The following is a 15,307-nucleotide window of genomic DNA, read 5'->3' on the forward strand; positions in this document are numbered from 1 at the left end:
TCCCATGAAACGACTTCCCCCCCTTCCCGCGCTGCACACGTTCCTGATCACGGCCCAGTGCTGCAATTTCACCCGGGCGGCCGAGCAGCTGCACATCACCCAGGGCGCGGTGAGCCGGCAGATCGCCGGGCTGGAAGAACATTTGGGCTACACGCTGTTTCATCGCCAGGCACGCGGTTTGAGCCTGACGGCCGAGGGGCTCGAGTGGCTGCCACGGATCCAGCAGGTGTTCGGCTTGATCGATGAGGCGGTGGAACAGGTGGGCGCACACCGCGAAACCTTGCAGCTCAAGGCCCCGACCTGTGTCATGCGCTGGTTGCTGCCGCGTTTGCTGCAATGGCAAAAAGAACGCCCGGACGTGCCGGTGGAGTTGACCACCACGGTGCAACATGGCGTGGATTTTCATCGCGAGCAGTTCGACGCCGCCGTCATGTACGGCGCGCCGCCCGACAGTTCGCTGGCCTCACTGCATCTGTTTGACGAGCAACTGACGCCGGTCTGTTCGCAGCCTCTGCTCGACGGCCCGGTGCCGCTGCACAGCCCGTCAGACCTGAGTCAACATTTGCTGCTGCACCCAACGCGCGATCAGCGGGACTGGAAGGCCTGGCTGAAAGCGGCGGACGTCAACCTCAGCACACTCGGCAAGGGTCAGCATTTCGAAACCCTGGACTTGGCGATGTCCGTGGCGTCTCAAGGAACGGGGGTGGCGATTGGGGATTGGTCGTTGATCGGCGATGACCTGAGTGCCGGACGGCTGGTCATGCCTTTTGATTTGAAGGTGAAAACGGGGCTGGGGTATTACCTGGTGTTCCCGCAGAAACCGGGACCGTCGCCGCAGTTGCGTGAACTGATGGAATGGCTGGTGGTGCAGGCGCAGGCGCGCTGAACACCCGTATCGGGACAATCACTCACTGTGGCGAGGGGGGGCTTCTGTGGCGAGGGGGCTTGCCCCCGTTGGCTTGCGAAGCGAGCCCAAATCATGCAAAACGAGATCTATCAGGTAGAACGCACTCGCAGATTTTACGACTGCTTCGCAGCCAAACGGGGCGGTGCGGCGTTCCGACAAGCCCCCTCGCCACAATGTGTGGATCAGTAGCCGACAGTAAACCGCTGGCGGCTATGCGCTGGCTTCTCGACTTCATCGAGCATCGCAATCGCGTAGTCGGCGAAGGTGATCCAGCTCTTGCCTTCGGCGCTCACCAGCAGATGGTCCTTGCCCACACGGAAGGTGCCGGTACGCTCGCCTTCGACGAACAGTGCCGACGGTGAAAGGAAGGTCCAGTCCAGATCCTTTTCCTGACGCAAGGTCTCGAGGTAGACGCCACCGGCAGTCGCCTCGGCCTTGTACTCTTCAGGAAAGTTCGGGGATTCGATGACTTTGCTGCCATCCGGCACCAACAGGGAACCGGCACCACCGACCACCAGCAGACGTTTCACGCCAGCCTTTTTGACCGGCTCGATAATCGCGCTGGCCGGGATCGTCGAAAAGTGTGCCGCGCTGATCACCACATCAGCACCTGCAACCGCCGCTTGCAACGCTGCGCTGTCGGCAACGTCGACATTTTTGCTGACAACACCGGCACGCGGGCTGATTTTCGAGGTGTCGCGGGCGATGGCGATGACGCTGTGACCGCGACGCAGGGCTTCTTCCAGCAGTTGGCTACCGGCACGACCGGTGGCGCCAATGATTGCGATCTTGCTCATGAACAGTGCTCCAGTTGATTAGGTTGACCTGTGGCGATAGGGTTTGTGTGGTGAGGGGGCTTGCCCCCGTTGGCTTGCGAAGCGAGCCCGAAACCAGTGAACAAAATCTGTCAGGTAGAACGCGTTCACAGGTTTTACAACTGCTTCGCAGCCGAACGGGGCGGTGCGGCGTTCCGACAAGCCCCCTCGCCACAAAAGCCCCTTGCCACAGTTGTTACTTCAGCGATTTACCACTTCATCTCGCCTTTGGCGACTTTGGCGCTCAGCTCAAGCGAGCTTTCTTCGCCGAGGTTCGGGTAACGCTTTTTCATCGCGGCGATCAGCTCGGCCGAATCTTTGGCCTTGGCAGTTTCAGCGTCGAACGCCTTGATGTAGTCGGCGGTGAAGTGCACAGCGGCCAGCGAACGTGCGCTGTCACCCAGGTAATGACCTGGAACGATGGTGTTCGGTTTCAGGCTGTCGATGGTCTTCAGCGTAGTCAACCAATCGGCATGGGACTGCGCGCTTTGAGTATCGGCCATCCACACGTGGATGTTTTCCGCGACGACCACACCACCGACCGCGGCTTTGATCGACGGGATCCAGACAAAGCTCCGGTCCGGTTGCTTGCCGTCCAGGCCAATGATGTCGAGCTGCTTGCCTTCCAGGGTCAGGCTATGGCCCTTGAGCACACCCGGCACGATGGTTTTTGCCGGTGCATCGGCACCCAGTTTCGGTCCCCAGAACGCTACTTTGCCTTCAACGGTGGCCTTGATGTGATCAACCGTCGGCTGTGAGGCCAGCACTTTGGCTTTTGGGAACGCAGCGGTGATCGTGTCCAGGCCGAAGTAGTAATCCGGGTCACCATGGCTGATGTAGATGGCGGTCAGTTGCTTGCCACTGGCGCGGATTTTTTCCACCACCTGCTCGGCCTGGGATTTGCCGAATTGCGCGTCCACCAGAATCGCTTCTTTCTCGCCGCTGACCAGTACCGAGGTCACCGGAAAAATCGCAGCGGCGCCTGGGTTGTAGACGTCCAGAGTCAGTGCCGGAGTGGCGGCTGCCGCATGAGCGGCAAAGCCCAGGGTGGCGGTGGCGAGTAAAAGACGCTTGAGAGAAGTGAAGCCGATCATGGTGCTGCTCCGTTGTGCATAAGCCGTGTTTGGCGATGGGACAGAGCTTAGTTGCCTGACTCGCTACAAAAAATGCGATGCTTGAACATAGTTTGTTTCTGAAAGCGGGCAAATCATGGATCGTCTCCAAGCAATGCGGGTGTTTGTCACCGTCGTCGACCTCGGCAGCCAGTCAGCCGCGGCCGATCACCTGGACCTGTCGCGCCCGGTGGTGTCGCGCTATCTGGCCGAACTGGAGGACTGGGTCGGGGCGCGCTTGATGCACCGCACCACGCGCAAACTCAGCCTGACCGCCGCCGGCACCGAGATCCTGCCGCGTTGCCGGCAGATGCTCGATCTGTCGAGCGACATGCAGGCCGCCGTCACCGAGCCGGACGATGCGCCACGCGGCTTGCTGCGGATCAGCGTCAGTACCTCGTTCGGCCAGGCGCAATTGGCCGACGCCATGGCCGTGTACGTCAAACGCTTTCCCGGCGTCAGTATCGACCTGCAAATGCTCGACCGCACGGTGAACCTGGTGGACGAGCGCATAGACCTCGCGATCCGCACCAGCAACGACCTGGACCCGAACCTGATTGCCCGGCGGCTGACCGTCTGCCGTTCGGTGATCTGCGCCTCCCCCGCCTACCTGCGCGAGCACCCGACGCCGCAACGGGTGGAGGATTTGAGCCAGCACAATTGCCTGACCCACTCCTACTTCGGTAAGAGCCTCTGGCATTTCGAACAGGACGGCGAGCAGGTTTCGGTGCCGGTACAGGGCAACATCAGCGCCAACGAAGCCAGCACGCTGTTGCGCGCAGCAATGGCCGGTGCCGGCGTGGCGATGCTGCCCAGCTACCAGGCCGGCGTGCATATCCACAGCGGCGAACTGGTGCGCCTGCTGCCACACGCCGAACCACGGCAGATGAACATGTACGCGGTGTACGCCTCACGCAAACACATGCCCGCGGCGCTGCGCAGCATGCTGGATTTTCTGGTGTCGAGGTTTCCCGAAGAACCTGCGTGGGATGTGGGCCTTTAAAGGCAGAACACATACTTTGTGGCGAGGGGGCTTGCCCCCGTTCGGCTGCGAAGCAGTCGTAAAACTTGCAAGCGAGTTCTATCTGATAGATCTCGATTGCAGGATTTGGGCTTGCTTCACAAGCCAACGGGGCGGTGCGGCGTTCCGACAAGCCCCCTCGCCACAATGGTTTCGCTGCTGATACTGAGTAAGTGGTGTGGGCGGGGTTTATGGCAACTCACCACCGCTGACCTATGCTGATATCAGTACCCCTTAAAAAATAAGGGGTATCGGTTCAGAGGTCAGCGCCATGAGCGTTAAAACCAGAAGGTATCTTGCGATCTTTATCACCTGCACCGCCGCGCTGGCGTTGTATGGCACCGCCGCCTATCGCGTTGAACAGGCCCGGCAGCTGCCACGTGAGTACGCCAGCTGCAACTTTGAACGGTGCATTCCACACACCGCGACCCTGAACCTCAAGTAACGAGGGCGCTTAGCCCTCGCTATCCTGATCAGCTTTCAAGCGATCCCGAAACGCCTTCGGTGAGATCCCCACGCGGCGTCGAAACAGCCGGGTGAAATTGGTCGGGTCGGAGAACCCCAACACATCCGACATCTCGTAGATGGTCATGCTGGTGTAGGTCAGCAGTCGCTTGGCCTCCAGCAACTGGCGCTCGTGCATGATCTGCAGTGCTGGTTGTCCCGCCAGCTCACGGCAGGTGCCGTTGAGGTGGGACACGGAAATTCCCAACCGGTGTGCCAGATCCTCAACCTTCACGTGCTGGCGATAATTCTCTTCCACCAACTGAATAAACCCGTTGAGGTATTCGCGTGCACGCTGTGGTCGCTGACTGGCGGCGCGGCGCTGGATCACCTGACGGCTGACCCACACCATGATCACGCTGACCAGCGCATGCATGAGCATTTCGCGTGCGGGCTGGTGCCCGATGTATTCATTCTGCAAGGCTGAAAACAGGCTGTTGAGGTAGTCCGCATCGCTACCCGCCGAGTAACTCTCGGCCACTGCCAGGGCATTCACCGAACTGCCCAGCTGCGCTTGAAGATGAGCCACCAGCGGCGCCGCCAGCGTCACCACAAAGCCTTCTACCTCTTCGGAAAATCGAAAACCGTGCACCGACAGCGGTGGCAGGATCTGGATCGCGGCTTCGCTCAGTTGCGTACGCTGGCCCTCGATTTCAAGCTCCGCCTGGCCTTTGTACACGAACAGCAATTGACATAAATCGGCATGCCGATGGGGTTTGATTTCCCATTGATGTTCCCGGCTGCGTTTGGAAATGGTTTCGCAATGCAACAGGTCAGGGGTCGGCCAATCCAGGCTCTCGCCATAGAGTTTGAATACGGGAATCGAAGGAAGGGCAGGCTTGTTCATCACTTCAGTCCAGGCCTCAGCGTAACGGGCGGTAATCGCCCCGATTGGCGAAATGTACAGGTTTCAGCGCAGTTTTCACCTTCAATTGACCGACTCACAAGCGAAAAATGCAAGCACTCGATTCATAAAAACCATTCACCGACTTTGTCCGCGTGAAGCTTGTGAGCCCTAACAATAATGAAAACCCTCAAAACCCAAGTCGCGATTATCGGTGCCGGCCCCTCTGGCCTGCTGCTCGGCCAGTTGTTGCACAATGCCGGCATCGCCACCGTCATTGTCGAACGCCAGACACCCGAGTATGTACTGGGGCGAATCCGCGCCGGGGTCCTGGAGCAAGGCATGGTCGAGCTGTTGCGCCAGGCCGGCGTCAGCCAGCGCATGGACGCTGAAGGTCTGGTGCATGGCGGCTTCCAGCTGGCCCTCGATGGACGCCAGGTGCACATCGATCTACACGCGTTGACCGGCGGCAAAACCGTGATGATCTACGGCCAGACCGATGTCACCCGCGACCTGATGGCCGCCCGTCAGTCGGCGGGGGCATCGACCCTCTACGAAGCCAGCAACGTGGTGCCCCACGGGATGAAATCCGCCGAGCCGTTCCTGACCTTTGAAAAGGAAGGTGAAACCTGGCGCCTGGACTGCGACTACATTGCCGGTTGCGACGGTTTCCATGGTGTCGCACGGCAATCGATTCCCGCCGACACGCTGAAAATATTCGAACGGGTCTACCCGTTCGGCTGGCTCGGTATACTCGCCGACACCCCGCCAGTCCACGATGAACTGGTGTACGCCCGCCATGCTCGCGGCTTCGCGCTGTGCAGCATGCGTTCGACTACGCGTACCCGCTATTACGTGCAGGTGCCCGCTGACGAGAAGGTCGAGGACTGGTCCGATCAACGCTTTTGGGAGGAATTGAAGTCGCGCCTGCCGCAGGCGCTTGCCGACACGCTGGTGACCGGACCGTCGATCGAAAAGAGCATCGCGCCGCTGCGCAGTTTTGTGGTCGAGCCCATGCAGTACGGACGGATGTTCCTGGTCGGCGACGCGGCCCATATCGTCCCGCCCACCGGCGCCAAAGGCTTGAACCTGGCCGCCAGCGATGTCAGCACCTTGTTCAACATTCTGCTCAAGGTCTACCGCGACGGCCGCACCGAGCTGCTGGAGAGGTACTCGGAAATCTGCCTGCGCCGGGTCTGGAAGGCCGAACGGTTTTCCTGGTGGATGACCTCGATGCTGCACACGTTCGAAGGCAGCGATGCCTTCAGCCAGCGCATCAGCGAGTCGGAACTCGAGTACTTCGTCGACTCCGAAGCCGGTCGAAAAACCATTGCAGAAAATTACGTCGGCCTTCCTTATGAGGCTATCGAATAGCAGGCTATCGACTTACACTGGCGAGCATCCCCGCTCGCCTTGCTTCTTGCGGGTTAATCACCGCCTGCAGGTTTGACCCGTGACCAATCTGAACCAGCCTGACTCCACCAAACCGGCCATCCGCAGCGTGTTGGTCTCCCTGATGCTGGCGATCTTTCTCGGGGCGCTGGATCAAACCATCGTCGCCGTCTCGATGCCGGCCATTTCTGCCCAATTCAAGGATTTCAGCCTGTTGGCCTGGGTCATCGCAGGCTACATGGTGGCGATGACCGTGGCGGTGCCGATCTATGGCAAGCTCGGCGACCTTTACGGCCGTCGGCGGCTGATGCTGTTCGGCATGGGGTTGTTCACCCTGGCCTCGGTGTTTTGCGGCATGGCCCAGAGCATGGAGCAGTTGGTCCTCGCCAGGATTTTTCAGGGCATCGGCGCCGGCGGAATGATTTCGGTCAGCCAGGCGATCATCGGCGACATCGTGCCGCCCCGCGAACGCGGGCGTTATCAGGGTTACTTCAGCAGCATGTACGCGGTGGCCAGCGTGGCCGGGCCGGTGCTCGGCGGTTACATGACCGAGTACCTGTCGTGGCGCTGGGTGTTTCTGATCAACCTGCCGCTGGGCCTCGGCGCCTGGCTGGTGGCCAACCGCACGCTGGTGGGTTTGCCGGTGCCACAGCGCAAGCCGGTCATCGACTATTTGGGCACGCTGCTGATGATCATCGGCCTGACCGCGTTGCTGCTGGGTATCACTCAGGTTGGCCAAGGGCATTCGTGGCGCAGCAGCGAAGTGCTCGGGTTGCTGGCGTGTGCGCTGCTGACCCTGACGCTGTTCGCCTGGCATGAGCGGCGGGCGCGCGAGCCGTTGCTGCCGATGCACCTGTTCGCCAACCGCAATGCGCTCCTCTGCTGGTGCACGATTTTCTTCACCAGTTTCCAGGCGATTTCGCTGATCGTGCTGATGCCGCTGCGTTTCCAGAGTGTCACCGGGGCCGGAGCCGACAGCGCGGCGCTGCACTTGTTGCCGTTGGCGATGGGATTGCCGATGGGCGCCTACTTCGCCGGTCGCCGGACCTCGGTGACCGGTCGTTACAAACCGATGATCCTGACAGGCGCCCTGCTCACCCCGATCGCAATTCTCGGCATGGCGTTCAGCCCGCCGCAAGCGATGCTCATCAGCAGCGCCTTCATGTTGCTCAGTGGCATCGCCGCCGGCATGCAGTTCCCGACCTCATTGGTCGGCACGCAAAACTCGGTGGAGCAACGCGACATCGGCGTCGCCACCAGCACCACCAACCTGTTTCGCTCACTTGGTGGCGCGGTCGGCGTGGCATTGATGTCGGCCTTGTTGCTGGCGCTGTTGCAGGATTCGAGTTTCGCCCATTTGACCGGCTCGTCGCTGATCGCCGAAGGCAGTTCCGGAAACGTTTTGCTCGATGGCCTGAACGCCGCACCGGGCGAGACTCAAAACGCCTTGCGCGCCGAGCTGCTGCTGACCTTCCAGCATTTGCTGATGGTCAGCGCAGCGGTGTCGTTGCTGGGGCTGGCGGCGGCGATTGCGATGCCGAACAAGGTGTTGCGCGGGCGGGAAGACAAGGTTCGATAGAAAGACCGAGTCGCCTGCATCGCGGGCAAGCCTTGCTCCTACAGGTAATGCACTGCTCTTGTAGGAGCAAGGCTTGCCCGCGATGGCGTCATCACAAACACCACATCATCAAGAGCTGTAATCCCCCCGCAGCCACAGGTGTTCAACGCCTATACATCAAGGTCGAGCGTTGAGCTGCTGCTGCAGGTTCTGAATCTGGCTCTGCAAGGTGGTGATGTTACGCGTGACCTGGCCACGGAAGGCGTCGAACTCGGCGACATTCGCATTGCTGCCTTGAGCCGTGGCCGGGCGGCTGTCCTGCTGGCTTTTGATCACTACCAATTCTTGCTCCAGGCGCTCGATCGCCGCGCTCGGGTTGCCTTGTTTCTTCAAGGCGGCGATTTCGGCACCCAGGCTTTTCAGCTGGGCATCGAACTTGCTGCTGTCGCTCGGGGTATTTTTCAGGGTCGCCACGTCAGCGCCCAGGGCTTTCAGGTCGGTTTGCAACTGAGCGTTGACGGCATGTTGCTCGACGCTTTGCGCAGCGATCTGTGCCAGCCGCTTGTCCAGGTCCGACGCCTGGCCGACTACGCCTTGCTGCTGTTGGTTTTGCTCCACCAGCTTGGTTTCCAGTTGCTTGATTTTCAGTTTCAGCGCTTCGCTGTCGCTGGTGACGTTCGACTGACTGGCGACCACTTTGCCGGAAATATCCTGCAAGCGCCCGGCGGCTTCCTCGCTGATGCGGGCAAAACTTTCCTGGGTCGCGACCAGTTGCTGCTCCATCAGCGAGATCTGCTGAAAGCTCCACCAGGCAAGGCCGGCAAAAGCGAACAGCAACGCCCCGACCAAGGCCCACAACGGGCCGGTGCTCGGGACTTTTACTTTGCCCCTGCTCGCGCTTCGCGCATGTACGCTGGTGTGTTCACGGGCAGCGGCGGCGGTTGGAAAATCGTCGGCATCGTGAGGGTCGGCACGCAGGCTCGGTACATCGTCGAAGTCGTCGTTGGCATCGTTACGCATGGACATGAGGCAACCTTTCTGAACCACAGTGATGGCTAAATGCGACGAGTATAAACCCTGAACTCGCCGCATTGATCGACCGTGATCAGTTGGCTCGGTTCAGAGTTTATTTTGCGCCTGGGTCCTGGGCCTTCCACCAGCCGCAAAACTCATCGAGCGCCGTCCACAGACTGACCTTGGGATCGTAGTCCAGATAATGCCTGGCGCGGCTGATATCGAGGGTGAAGTTTTTGTTCATCACTTGCATGCCCAAACGTGACAGGGTCGGTTCCGGACGCCCCGGCCAGAGTGCGCAAAAGCCCTCGTTCAGCGCCGCAATGCTGTAGGCCAAACCGTAGGAGCGATGACGAGTCACCTGCGGGACGTCCATCTGGCGCATTACATAATTGACCACATCCCACAGCGGCACCGGTGCGCCGTTGCTGATGTTGTAGGCCTTGCCAAGCGCCGAGCCCGTCGCCAGCAAACAGCTGAGCATGGCTTCGTTGAGGTTCTGCATGCTGGTGAAATCGACCTTGTTCAGGCCGTTGCCGATGATTGCCAAACGCCCTTTGCGCTGCATGTTCAACAGACGCGGGAAAATGCTCATGTCACCGGCTCCAGTGACAAAGCGCGGGCGCAGGGCCAGTACTTCAAGACCAAACTCCTGAGCACCGAAGACTTTTTGCTCGGCCAGGTATTTGGTCGCCGCATAAGGATGCTTGAAGCGCTTGGGTACCTGTTCTTCGGTCAGCCCCAGGTGGTCACGGCCATCGAAGTAGATCGACGGCGACGACAAGTGCACCAGCCGCCGGACGTTCTGTTTCAGGCAGGCTTCGACCACGTTTTCGGTGACCAGCACGTTGCCCTGATGGAAGTCCTGATAACGCCCCCAAAGCCCCACCGCACCCGCGCAATGCACCACGGCTTCGACGTCAGCGCACAGCTCGCGAACCAGTTCCGGGTCACTCAAATCGCCCTGGACGAACTCAGCGCCCCGCCGTACCAGATGTTCGACGCCTTCGGCCCGGCGGCCGTTGACCCGCACGTCCAGGCCCTGCTCCAGGGCGAAACGCGCAAAGCGCCCGCCAATGAAGCCGCTTGCGCCGGTGACCAGAATTTTCATGACTTGCTCCGATGTGTTTCGTTTTTCATGCGTGTCGCATTACAGATTTCGTGTGCTCTTGACGCTGCCCGTCAGTCCAACGGCACCAGCCACTGCCTGGATAAACGTACCAGATGCTCGGTGAGTAACCCCAGCAACTGGCCACCATTGCGCCAATGATGCCAGTACAACGGCACATCAATCGGTTTATCTGGCAACAACTCCACCAGCACACCGCGTTCAAGTTGTTCGCGCACCTGCAACTCCGGCACCAGCCCCCAGCCCAGACCGGCTTCAGTCAGTCGGATAAAACCTTCGGATGACGGGCACAAATGATGCTCGAAACCACCCTCCACGCCCAATGACGCCAGGTAACGGTGCTGCAGAAAGTCATCCGGGCCAAACACCAGCGCCGGCGTGCGCGCCAACTGATCGGCCCTGACCCCGTGGGGAAAATGCCGGGCAATAAACGCCGGGCTGGCCAGCGCGCGGTAACGCATGGCGCCCAGCAACACGCTGCGAGCGCCCGCCACCGGGCGCTCACTGGCACACACGCACGCCGCCACTTCACCGGCGCGCATGCGTTTGAGGCCAACGGTCTGGTCTTCCACCACCAGGTCGAGCAATAGATGTTGCTCGGCGCAAAAGTCACTCACCGCCTCGGCCCACCACGTGGCCAGGCTGTCGGCGTTGAGGGCGATGCGCAGGCGTTCCGGCAAGCCTTCTTCGTCCAGCGCCGGCACCAGGCTTTGCAGATCGCGCTCCAGCAAACGCACCTGCTGCACATGGTTGAGCAAACGCCGGCCAATTTCGGTCGGCGCCGGCGGTGTAGCCCGCACCAGCACCGGCTGGCCGATGCGTGCTTCGAGCAACTTGATGCGCTGGGAGATCGCCGATTGCGACAACCCCAACACCTGGGCAGCACGCTCGAACCCGGCCTGCTCAACCACCGCAGCAAGGGCGGACAGCAATTTATAGTCGAACATCAGTTTTCCTAATGAGCGATCAGCAATATTGGTTTTTCTTATACAGCCTGGAACAGGAGAATGACCAGCAAGAACTCCTCAACAAGGATCGGCGACATGGCTGGTGAAATCTCACTGAACACCCTGCTGCGCAGCATGAGCCCGCAGCTCAACGACGGCGAATACGTGTTCTGCACGATTCGCGACGGTCATCTGCCGAAGGACTGCGAAATCATCGGCAGTTTCCGCGAACAGGAAGGCCTGACGGTGATCCTTGAGCGCTCGCAAGCCGAAAAGGCCGGGTTGAGTTTCGACTATCTGGCGGCGTGGATCACCCTCAACGTGCATTCGGCCCTCGAAGCCGTTGGCCTGACCGCCGCCTTCGCCACAGCCCTCGGCCAGGCCGGGATCAGCTGCAACGTGATTGCCGGCTATTACCACGACCATTTGTTTGTCGGCCAGGCCGACGCCAAACGCGCGATGTCGGTACTGCGGCAACTCGCGGCCAACGCGGAGTAAACCTTATGTGGCAAAGCTATGTGAACGGCCTGTTGGTCGCTGCGGGACTGATCATGGCGATCGGTACGCAAAATGCGTTCGTGCTGGCGCAAAGCCTGCGCCGCGAACATCACCTGCCGGTGGCGGCGCTCTGCGTGACCTGCGATGCGTTGCTGGTGGCCGCCGGGGTGTTCGGGCTGGCGACGATCCTCGCGCAAAATCCATTGTTGCTGGCGATCGCCCGTTGGGGCGGCGCGGCCTTCCTGCTGTGGTACGGCAGCCTGGCCCTGCGTCGCGCCTGTTCCAGGCAAAGCCTGCAACAGGGTGAAAACCAGACCGTGCGTTCATTGCGCGCGGTATTGCTCAGTGCATTGGCGGTGACCCTGCTCAACCCTCATGTGTATCTGGACACGGTGTTGCTGATCGGTTCGCTCGGGGCCCAACAAACCGTGCCGAGCGCTTATGTAGTGGGCGCGGCCAGTGCATCACTGCTGTGGTTTTTCACCCTGGCGCTGGGCGCCGCGTGGCTGGCGCCGTGGCTGGCACGCCCGAGCACCTGGCGGATTCTCGACCTGCTGGTGGCGGTGATGATGTTTACCGTGGCCTTCCAACTGATCAGCGCCGCCTGATTATTCCCAAAGGCTCTGGAACCTCTATTCCACACAGTTGTTGCGTGGTTAAGCCGCACCCCCGGTGCTATGATCCGACACCTGCGCCGCAAAGAGTACAAACTCCCGGCGCTTGTCTGGCCGCCCGTGATCGGCCTTGCGCTCACCGCAACTGACCTGATTAGGAGAATCACCATGGCTTTCGAATTGCCGCCACTGCCTTACGCACACGATGCACTGCAGCCGCACATTTCCAAGGAAACGCTGGAATATCACCACGACAAGCACCACAACACCTACGTCGTGAACCTGAACAACCTGGTGCCAGGCACCGAGTTCGAAGGCAAGACCCTGGAACAAATCGTCAAGACTTCTTCGGGTGGCATCTTCAACAACGCCGCTCAGGTCTGGAACCACACTTTCTACTGGAACTGCATGGCGCCAAACGCTGGCGGTCAACCAACCGGCGCACTGGCTGACGCAATCAACGCGGCTTTCGGTTCGTTCGACAAGTTCAAAGAAGAATTCACCAAGACTTCGATCGGCACCTTCGGTTCCGGTTGGGGCTGGCTGGTGAAAAAAGCTGACGGTTCCCTGGCCCTGGCCAGCACCATCGGCGCCGGCAACCCGCTGACCAGCGGCGACACCCCGCTGCTGACCTGCGACGTCTGGGAACACGCTTACTACATCGACTACCGCAACCTGCGTCCGAAGTACGTTGAAGCGTTCTGGAACCTGGTCAACTGGAAGTTCGTGGCTGAGCAGTTCGAAGGCAAAACCTTCACCGCTTAAGTCTGCTTGCAGTCAAAAAAACCCGGCATTGCCGGGTTTTTTTATGGCTGAACATTGGCTACTGGTTCTGGGGTGCCTCAAAACCACGCTGCTCAATCACCCCAAACACATCGGCAACATCCTGGATCATGATCCGGGCGATGTTGGTGACGGTGTTGATGTCGTTCTCGGCGTAGTCCGGCAGGCTGGTGCAGGCCATGAGGTTGAGGTACTTGAGGACGGCATTAAGGCGTTCGCTGACGCAGTTGTGGAGATCGCATAGCGGCGCATCACTGTCGATGAGCAGGACGGGGTAATCGGTGGCGAATTGAGCCATGGGGGTGAAGCGGCGTGACGGGTTGTTCATCGTCATAAGTGAATCTTCCTCGAATCTAAAAGAAGAGCTACCGCCGTTCGCTGCGAAACGAATGGGGTGGTAGCTATGTGCGGGTTCGCAGACCAGGGATACGAGGAACCCGGCAGACCCGAAGATCTCCCACACACAGCCACCATAAAACGGACTTCGGGCGTTGAGGCGACCGTCGTTACTTTTTAGGGTGCTAGGTTACTACACGTATCGTAAGGGCTGCGAAACCCCGTAGCCGATTGATATTGGCCACGGGAGAACTTTAGGCGTCGACTTTAGTGACTGCAACTGCGGTGTAGGACGGATGCGCGGTCATTGTGGCGAGGGAGCTTGCTCCCGTTCGGCGGCGAAGCCGGCGTAAACCGGCCACTCGATGTGACTGGAGGAATGAACGCGCAAGTTTTTGGGCTGCTTCACCCCCCTGATGAGAACAAGCTCTCTCGCCACACCGGGAGCAGTCCTACAAGAATTACGGACATGCAAAAATCAAAAAATCGCAGCGTTGGCAGCGCCTATTTTTGGAAACAAACCCGCCCTTACGCGTCCCTTGCAGATGCCTGCCGGTGGCGTGCTCATGCCGCTTCCGTGGCCTGCGCTGCCAATTCAGCCTCGCGTTTGGCGATGGCGGCGTCCAGTTCCGGGGAGCGTTTGGCCCACTGTTCCGGGGGTAATGGTTTTGACCATTCGATGATGTCGGGATAGGGCAAATCGAGGGGAGGATTCAGTTTCCAGCGTTCAAGCACGTCTATCAGCAGCGTGTTGAAAATAAAAAGCCCGCAAAACCCTTCCCACAGGGCGGTTACGAACCAGCCTCTCAATTTCGCGGCTTTGATCAGATCGTCAAGGTAAGTAGCCCAGATTCCTTTTGACCTGTCGAAACGGGCTGTTTGATCCTCAACAGCCTCTGGTCCAACCTCCATATAACTGCGCATACACTCCCACAACGCCATCGCCGTGGTGCCGCCGCCACAGTTGAAACCCAGTGAAAAGTGCTTGTTATCTTCCTTGGCCTGCGGATCTGGGTTTTCGAAACCAATGATCAGTAAGCCCATCGTCGCTCTCCCCGCCTGACTGACCGACGACTGCTGGGTGGCGGCAGCCGTCACGCTTTCCCACGGCACTATCCAATACTCGCCATTGTCGCGCGGTACGCAGACTTCTCGGCGTTGTCGATTGAAACGCACTGGAAGTGGCACCTCGCGAAATAGCCCTTTGATTAATAAAAAAATTGGAATGGCCATGATGCAAGCCCCCAAAACCAATGCATCAAAATCTTTGAAGATATAGGCCATTCCTAAGAACAGCATCACCATAGGCCACAACACCATCACCGCCGAACCGATGCTGTAGCTACCGATATCAAGAAACACCTCGTTCTTGCGCCAAATGGTGTTGAGCACATCTGAGGGTTTTCTACCCGTGGGAATCGGCAACGGCGCCAAATAGTCATTGCGCGAAAGCATCCGTTTTTTCGTGGTGCCTGCCGGTGGCGTGCTCATTGTTTGTCCTTGGGTTGCAAGTAAATGGCGCCGGGGTGGTCCTCGCCGAGTGGGTAACTCGGCACTCGATCGAGTTGCGGCGTTGGGTCGGCCCGCAGTTCTATAACGCCAGTGGTGTCATTCAGGGTAAAAGCGAGTCCCAGTTCGCCGCCGATAAAAGTGCGGGCGCCGAGCATCGCGATCAATGGCGTGCGATACCGCAACCTTAGTGAAACCGTGCTGGGTGTCGTGCCCAATACGTTGCGCAGCTCTTTAAAGGGGCCACTCAAACGTAAGCCCTGACCTTCCTTGTGCGGTATCCACTGACAGGTTCTGCTGGGCAAGCAGCCTTGAGTATTCGCC

General features: G+C 59.6%; 17 protein-coding genes. 8 read left to right on the forward strand and 9 right to left on the reverse strand.

Annotated elements, in window-relative coordinates; genetic code table 11:
• Positions 1-4 precede the first annotated feature (4 nt).
• On the forward strand, positions 5-886 hold the full coding sequence (locus tag AC3WK5_RS09325) for a LysR substrate-binding domain-containing protein (protein ID WP_103315063.1): 882 nt from the start codon (positions 5-7) through the stop codon (positions 884-886).
• 203 nt (positions 887-1,089) lie between these two features.
• On the opposite strand, the gene AC3WK5_RS09330 is transcribed toward AC3WK5_RS09325, so the two are convergent.
• The gene (locus AC3WK5_RS09330) at positions 1,090-1,704 is read right to left on the reverse strand and encodes an NAD(P)-dependent oxidoreductase (RefSeq protein WP_103315064.1); all 615 of its coding nucleotides are present in this window, start codon (positions 1,702-1,704) and stop codon (positions 1,090-1,092) included.
• Positions 1,705-1,931: 227 nt separating this feature from the next.
• Positions 1,932-2,816: an MBL fold metallo-hydrolase gene (locus AC3WK5_RS09335; RefSeq protein ID WP_103315065.1), complete on the reverse strand. Its 885-nt coding sequence runs from the start codon at positions 2,814-2,816 to the stop codon at positions 1,932-1,934.
• Between the two features lie 115 nt (positions 2,817-2,931).
• Here AC3WK5_RS09335 and AC3WK5_RS09340 point away from each other — a divergent pair, with 115 nt between their 5' ends.
• Positions 2,932-3,837: a LysR family transcriptional regulator gene (locus AC3WK5_RS09340; RefSeq protein WP_103315066.1), complete on the forward strand. Its 906-nt coding sequence runs from the start codon at positions 2,932-2,934 to the stop codon at positions 3,835-3,837.
• A 289-nt stretch (positions 3,838-4,126) separates the two neighbouring features.
• On the forward strand, positions 4,127-4,300 hold the full coding sequence (locus AC3WK5_RS09345; RefSeq protein ID WP_173859945.1) for a hypothetical protein: 174 nt from the start codon (positions 4,127-4,129) through the stop codon (positions 4,298-4,300).
• Positions 4,301-4,309: 9 nt separating this feature from the next.
• Here AC3WK5_RS09345 and AC3WK5_RS09350 read toward each other — a convergent pair whose 3' ends face one another.
• Positions 4,310-5,206 (reverse strand): helix-turn-helix domain-containing protein, encoded by an 897-nt coding sequence (locus AC3WK5_RS09350; RefSeq protein WP_103315067.1) that lies wholly within the window; start codon positions 5,204-5,206, stop codon positions 4,310-4,312.
• 177 nt (positions 5,207-5,383) lie between these two features.
• On the opposite strand from AC3WK5_RS09350, the gene pobA reads away from it, so the two are divergent.
• Together pobA and AC3WK5_RS09360 are read left to right on the forward strand one after the other, a co-directional pair.
• Positions 5,384-6,577 (forward strand): 4-hydroxybenzoate 3-monooxygenase, encoded by a 1,194-nt coding sequence (gene pobA / locus AC3WK5_RS09355; protein WP_103315068.1) that lies wholly within the window; start codon positions 5,384-5,386, stop codon positions 6,575-6,577.
• Positions 6,578-6,656: 79 nt separating this feature from the next.
• Positions 6,657-8,174, forward strand: coding sequence for an MDR family MFS transporter (locus AC3WK5_RS09360; protein WP_103315069.1), 1,518 nt, complete (start codon positions 6,657-6,659; stop codon positions 8,172-8,174).
• A gap of 156 nt (positions 8,175-8,330) precedes the next feature.
• On the opposite strand, the gene AC3WK5_RS09365 is transcribed toward AC3WK5_RS09360, so the two are convergent.
• The 3 genes from AC3WK5_RS09365 to AC3WK5_RS09375 form a co-directional block, all read right to left on the reverse strand.
• On the reverse strand, positions 8,331-9,179 hold the full coding sequence (locus AC3WK5_RS09365) for an ATPase (protein WP_177474751.1): 849 nt from the start codon (positions 9,177-9,179) through the stop codon (positions 8,331-8,333).
• A gap of 100 nt (positions 9,180-9,279) precedes the next feature.
• On the reverse strand, positions 9,280-10,278 hold the full coding sequence (locus tag AC3WK5_RS09370; protein WP_054593768.1) for an NAD-dependent epimerase/dehydratase family protein: 999 nt from the start codon (positions 10,276-10,278) through the stop codon (positions 9,280-9,282).
• 71 nt (positions 10,279-10,349) lie between these two features.
• Positions 10,350-11,243: a LysR family transcriptional regulator ArgP gene (locus AC3WK5_RS09375; RefSeq protein ID WP_103315070.1), complete on the reverse strand. Its 894-nt coding sequence runs from the start codon at positions 11,241-11,243 to the stop codon at positions 10,350-10,352.
• 96 nt (positions 11,244-11,339) lie between these two features.
• Between AC3WK5_RS09375 and AC3WK5_RS09380 the strand changes: the two genes are divergently transcribed.
• From AC3WK5_RS09380 to AC3WK5_RS09390, 3 genes are all read left to right on the forward strand, one after another.
• On the forward strand, positions 11,340-11,741 hold the full coding sequence (locus AC3WK5_RS09380) for an ACT domain-containing protein (RefSeq protein ID WP_103315071.1): 402 nt from the start codon (positions 11,340-11,342) through the stop codon (positions 11,739-11,741).
• Between the two features lie 5 nt (positions 11,742-11,746).
• A complete protein-coding gene (locus AC3WK5_RS09385; protein ID WP_103315072.1) occupies positions 11,747-12,349 on the forward strand; it encodes a LysE/ArgO family amino acid transporter in 603 nt (200 codons plus the stop codon).
• A 174-nt stretch (positions 12,350-12,523) separates the two neighbouring features.
• Positions 12,524-13,120, forward strand: a complete 597-nt coding sequence (locus tag AC3WK5_RS09390) for a superoxide dismutase (protein WP_054593772.1) — start codon at positions 12,524-12,526, stop codon at positions 13,118-13,120.
• A 58-nt stretch (positions 13,121-13,178) separates the two neighbouring features.
• Here AC3WK5_RS09390 and AC3WK5_RS09395 read toward each other — a convergent pair whose 3' ends face one another.
• From AC3WK5_RS09395 to AC3WK5_RS09405, 3 genes are all read right to left on the reverse strand, one after another.
• A complete protein-coding gene (locus AC3WK5_RS09395; protein ID WP_103315073.1) occupies positions 13,179-13,472 on the reverse strand; it encodes a fructose-bisphosphate aldolase in 294 nt (97 codons plus the stop codon).
• A 566-nt stretch (positions 13,473-14,038) separates the two neighbouring features.
• Positions 14,039-14,965, reverse strand: coding sequence for a DUF6708 domain-containing protein (locus tag AC3WK5_RS09400; protein ID WP_103315074.1), 927 nt, complete (start codon positions 14,963-14,965; stop codon positions 14,039-14,041).
• Entirely contained in the window at positions 14,962-15,234 is a 273-nt protein-coding gene (locus AC3WK5_RS09405; protein WP_146039796.1) for a hypothetical protein, read from the reverse strand. Before AC3WK5_RS09405 ends, AC3WK5_RS09400 begins: the two co-directional genes overlap by 4 nt.
• Between the last annotated feature and the right edge of the window lie 73 nt (positions 15,235-15,307).

The sequence above is a fragment of the Pseudomonas sp. FW306-02-D09B genome (genome assembly GCF_058782685.1).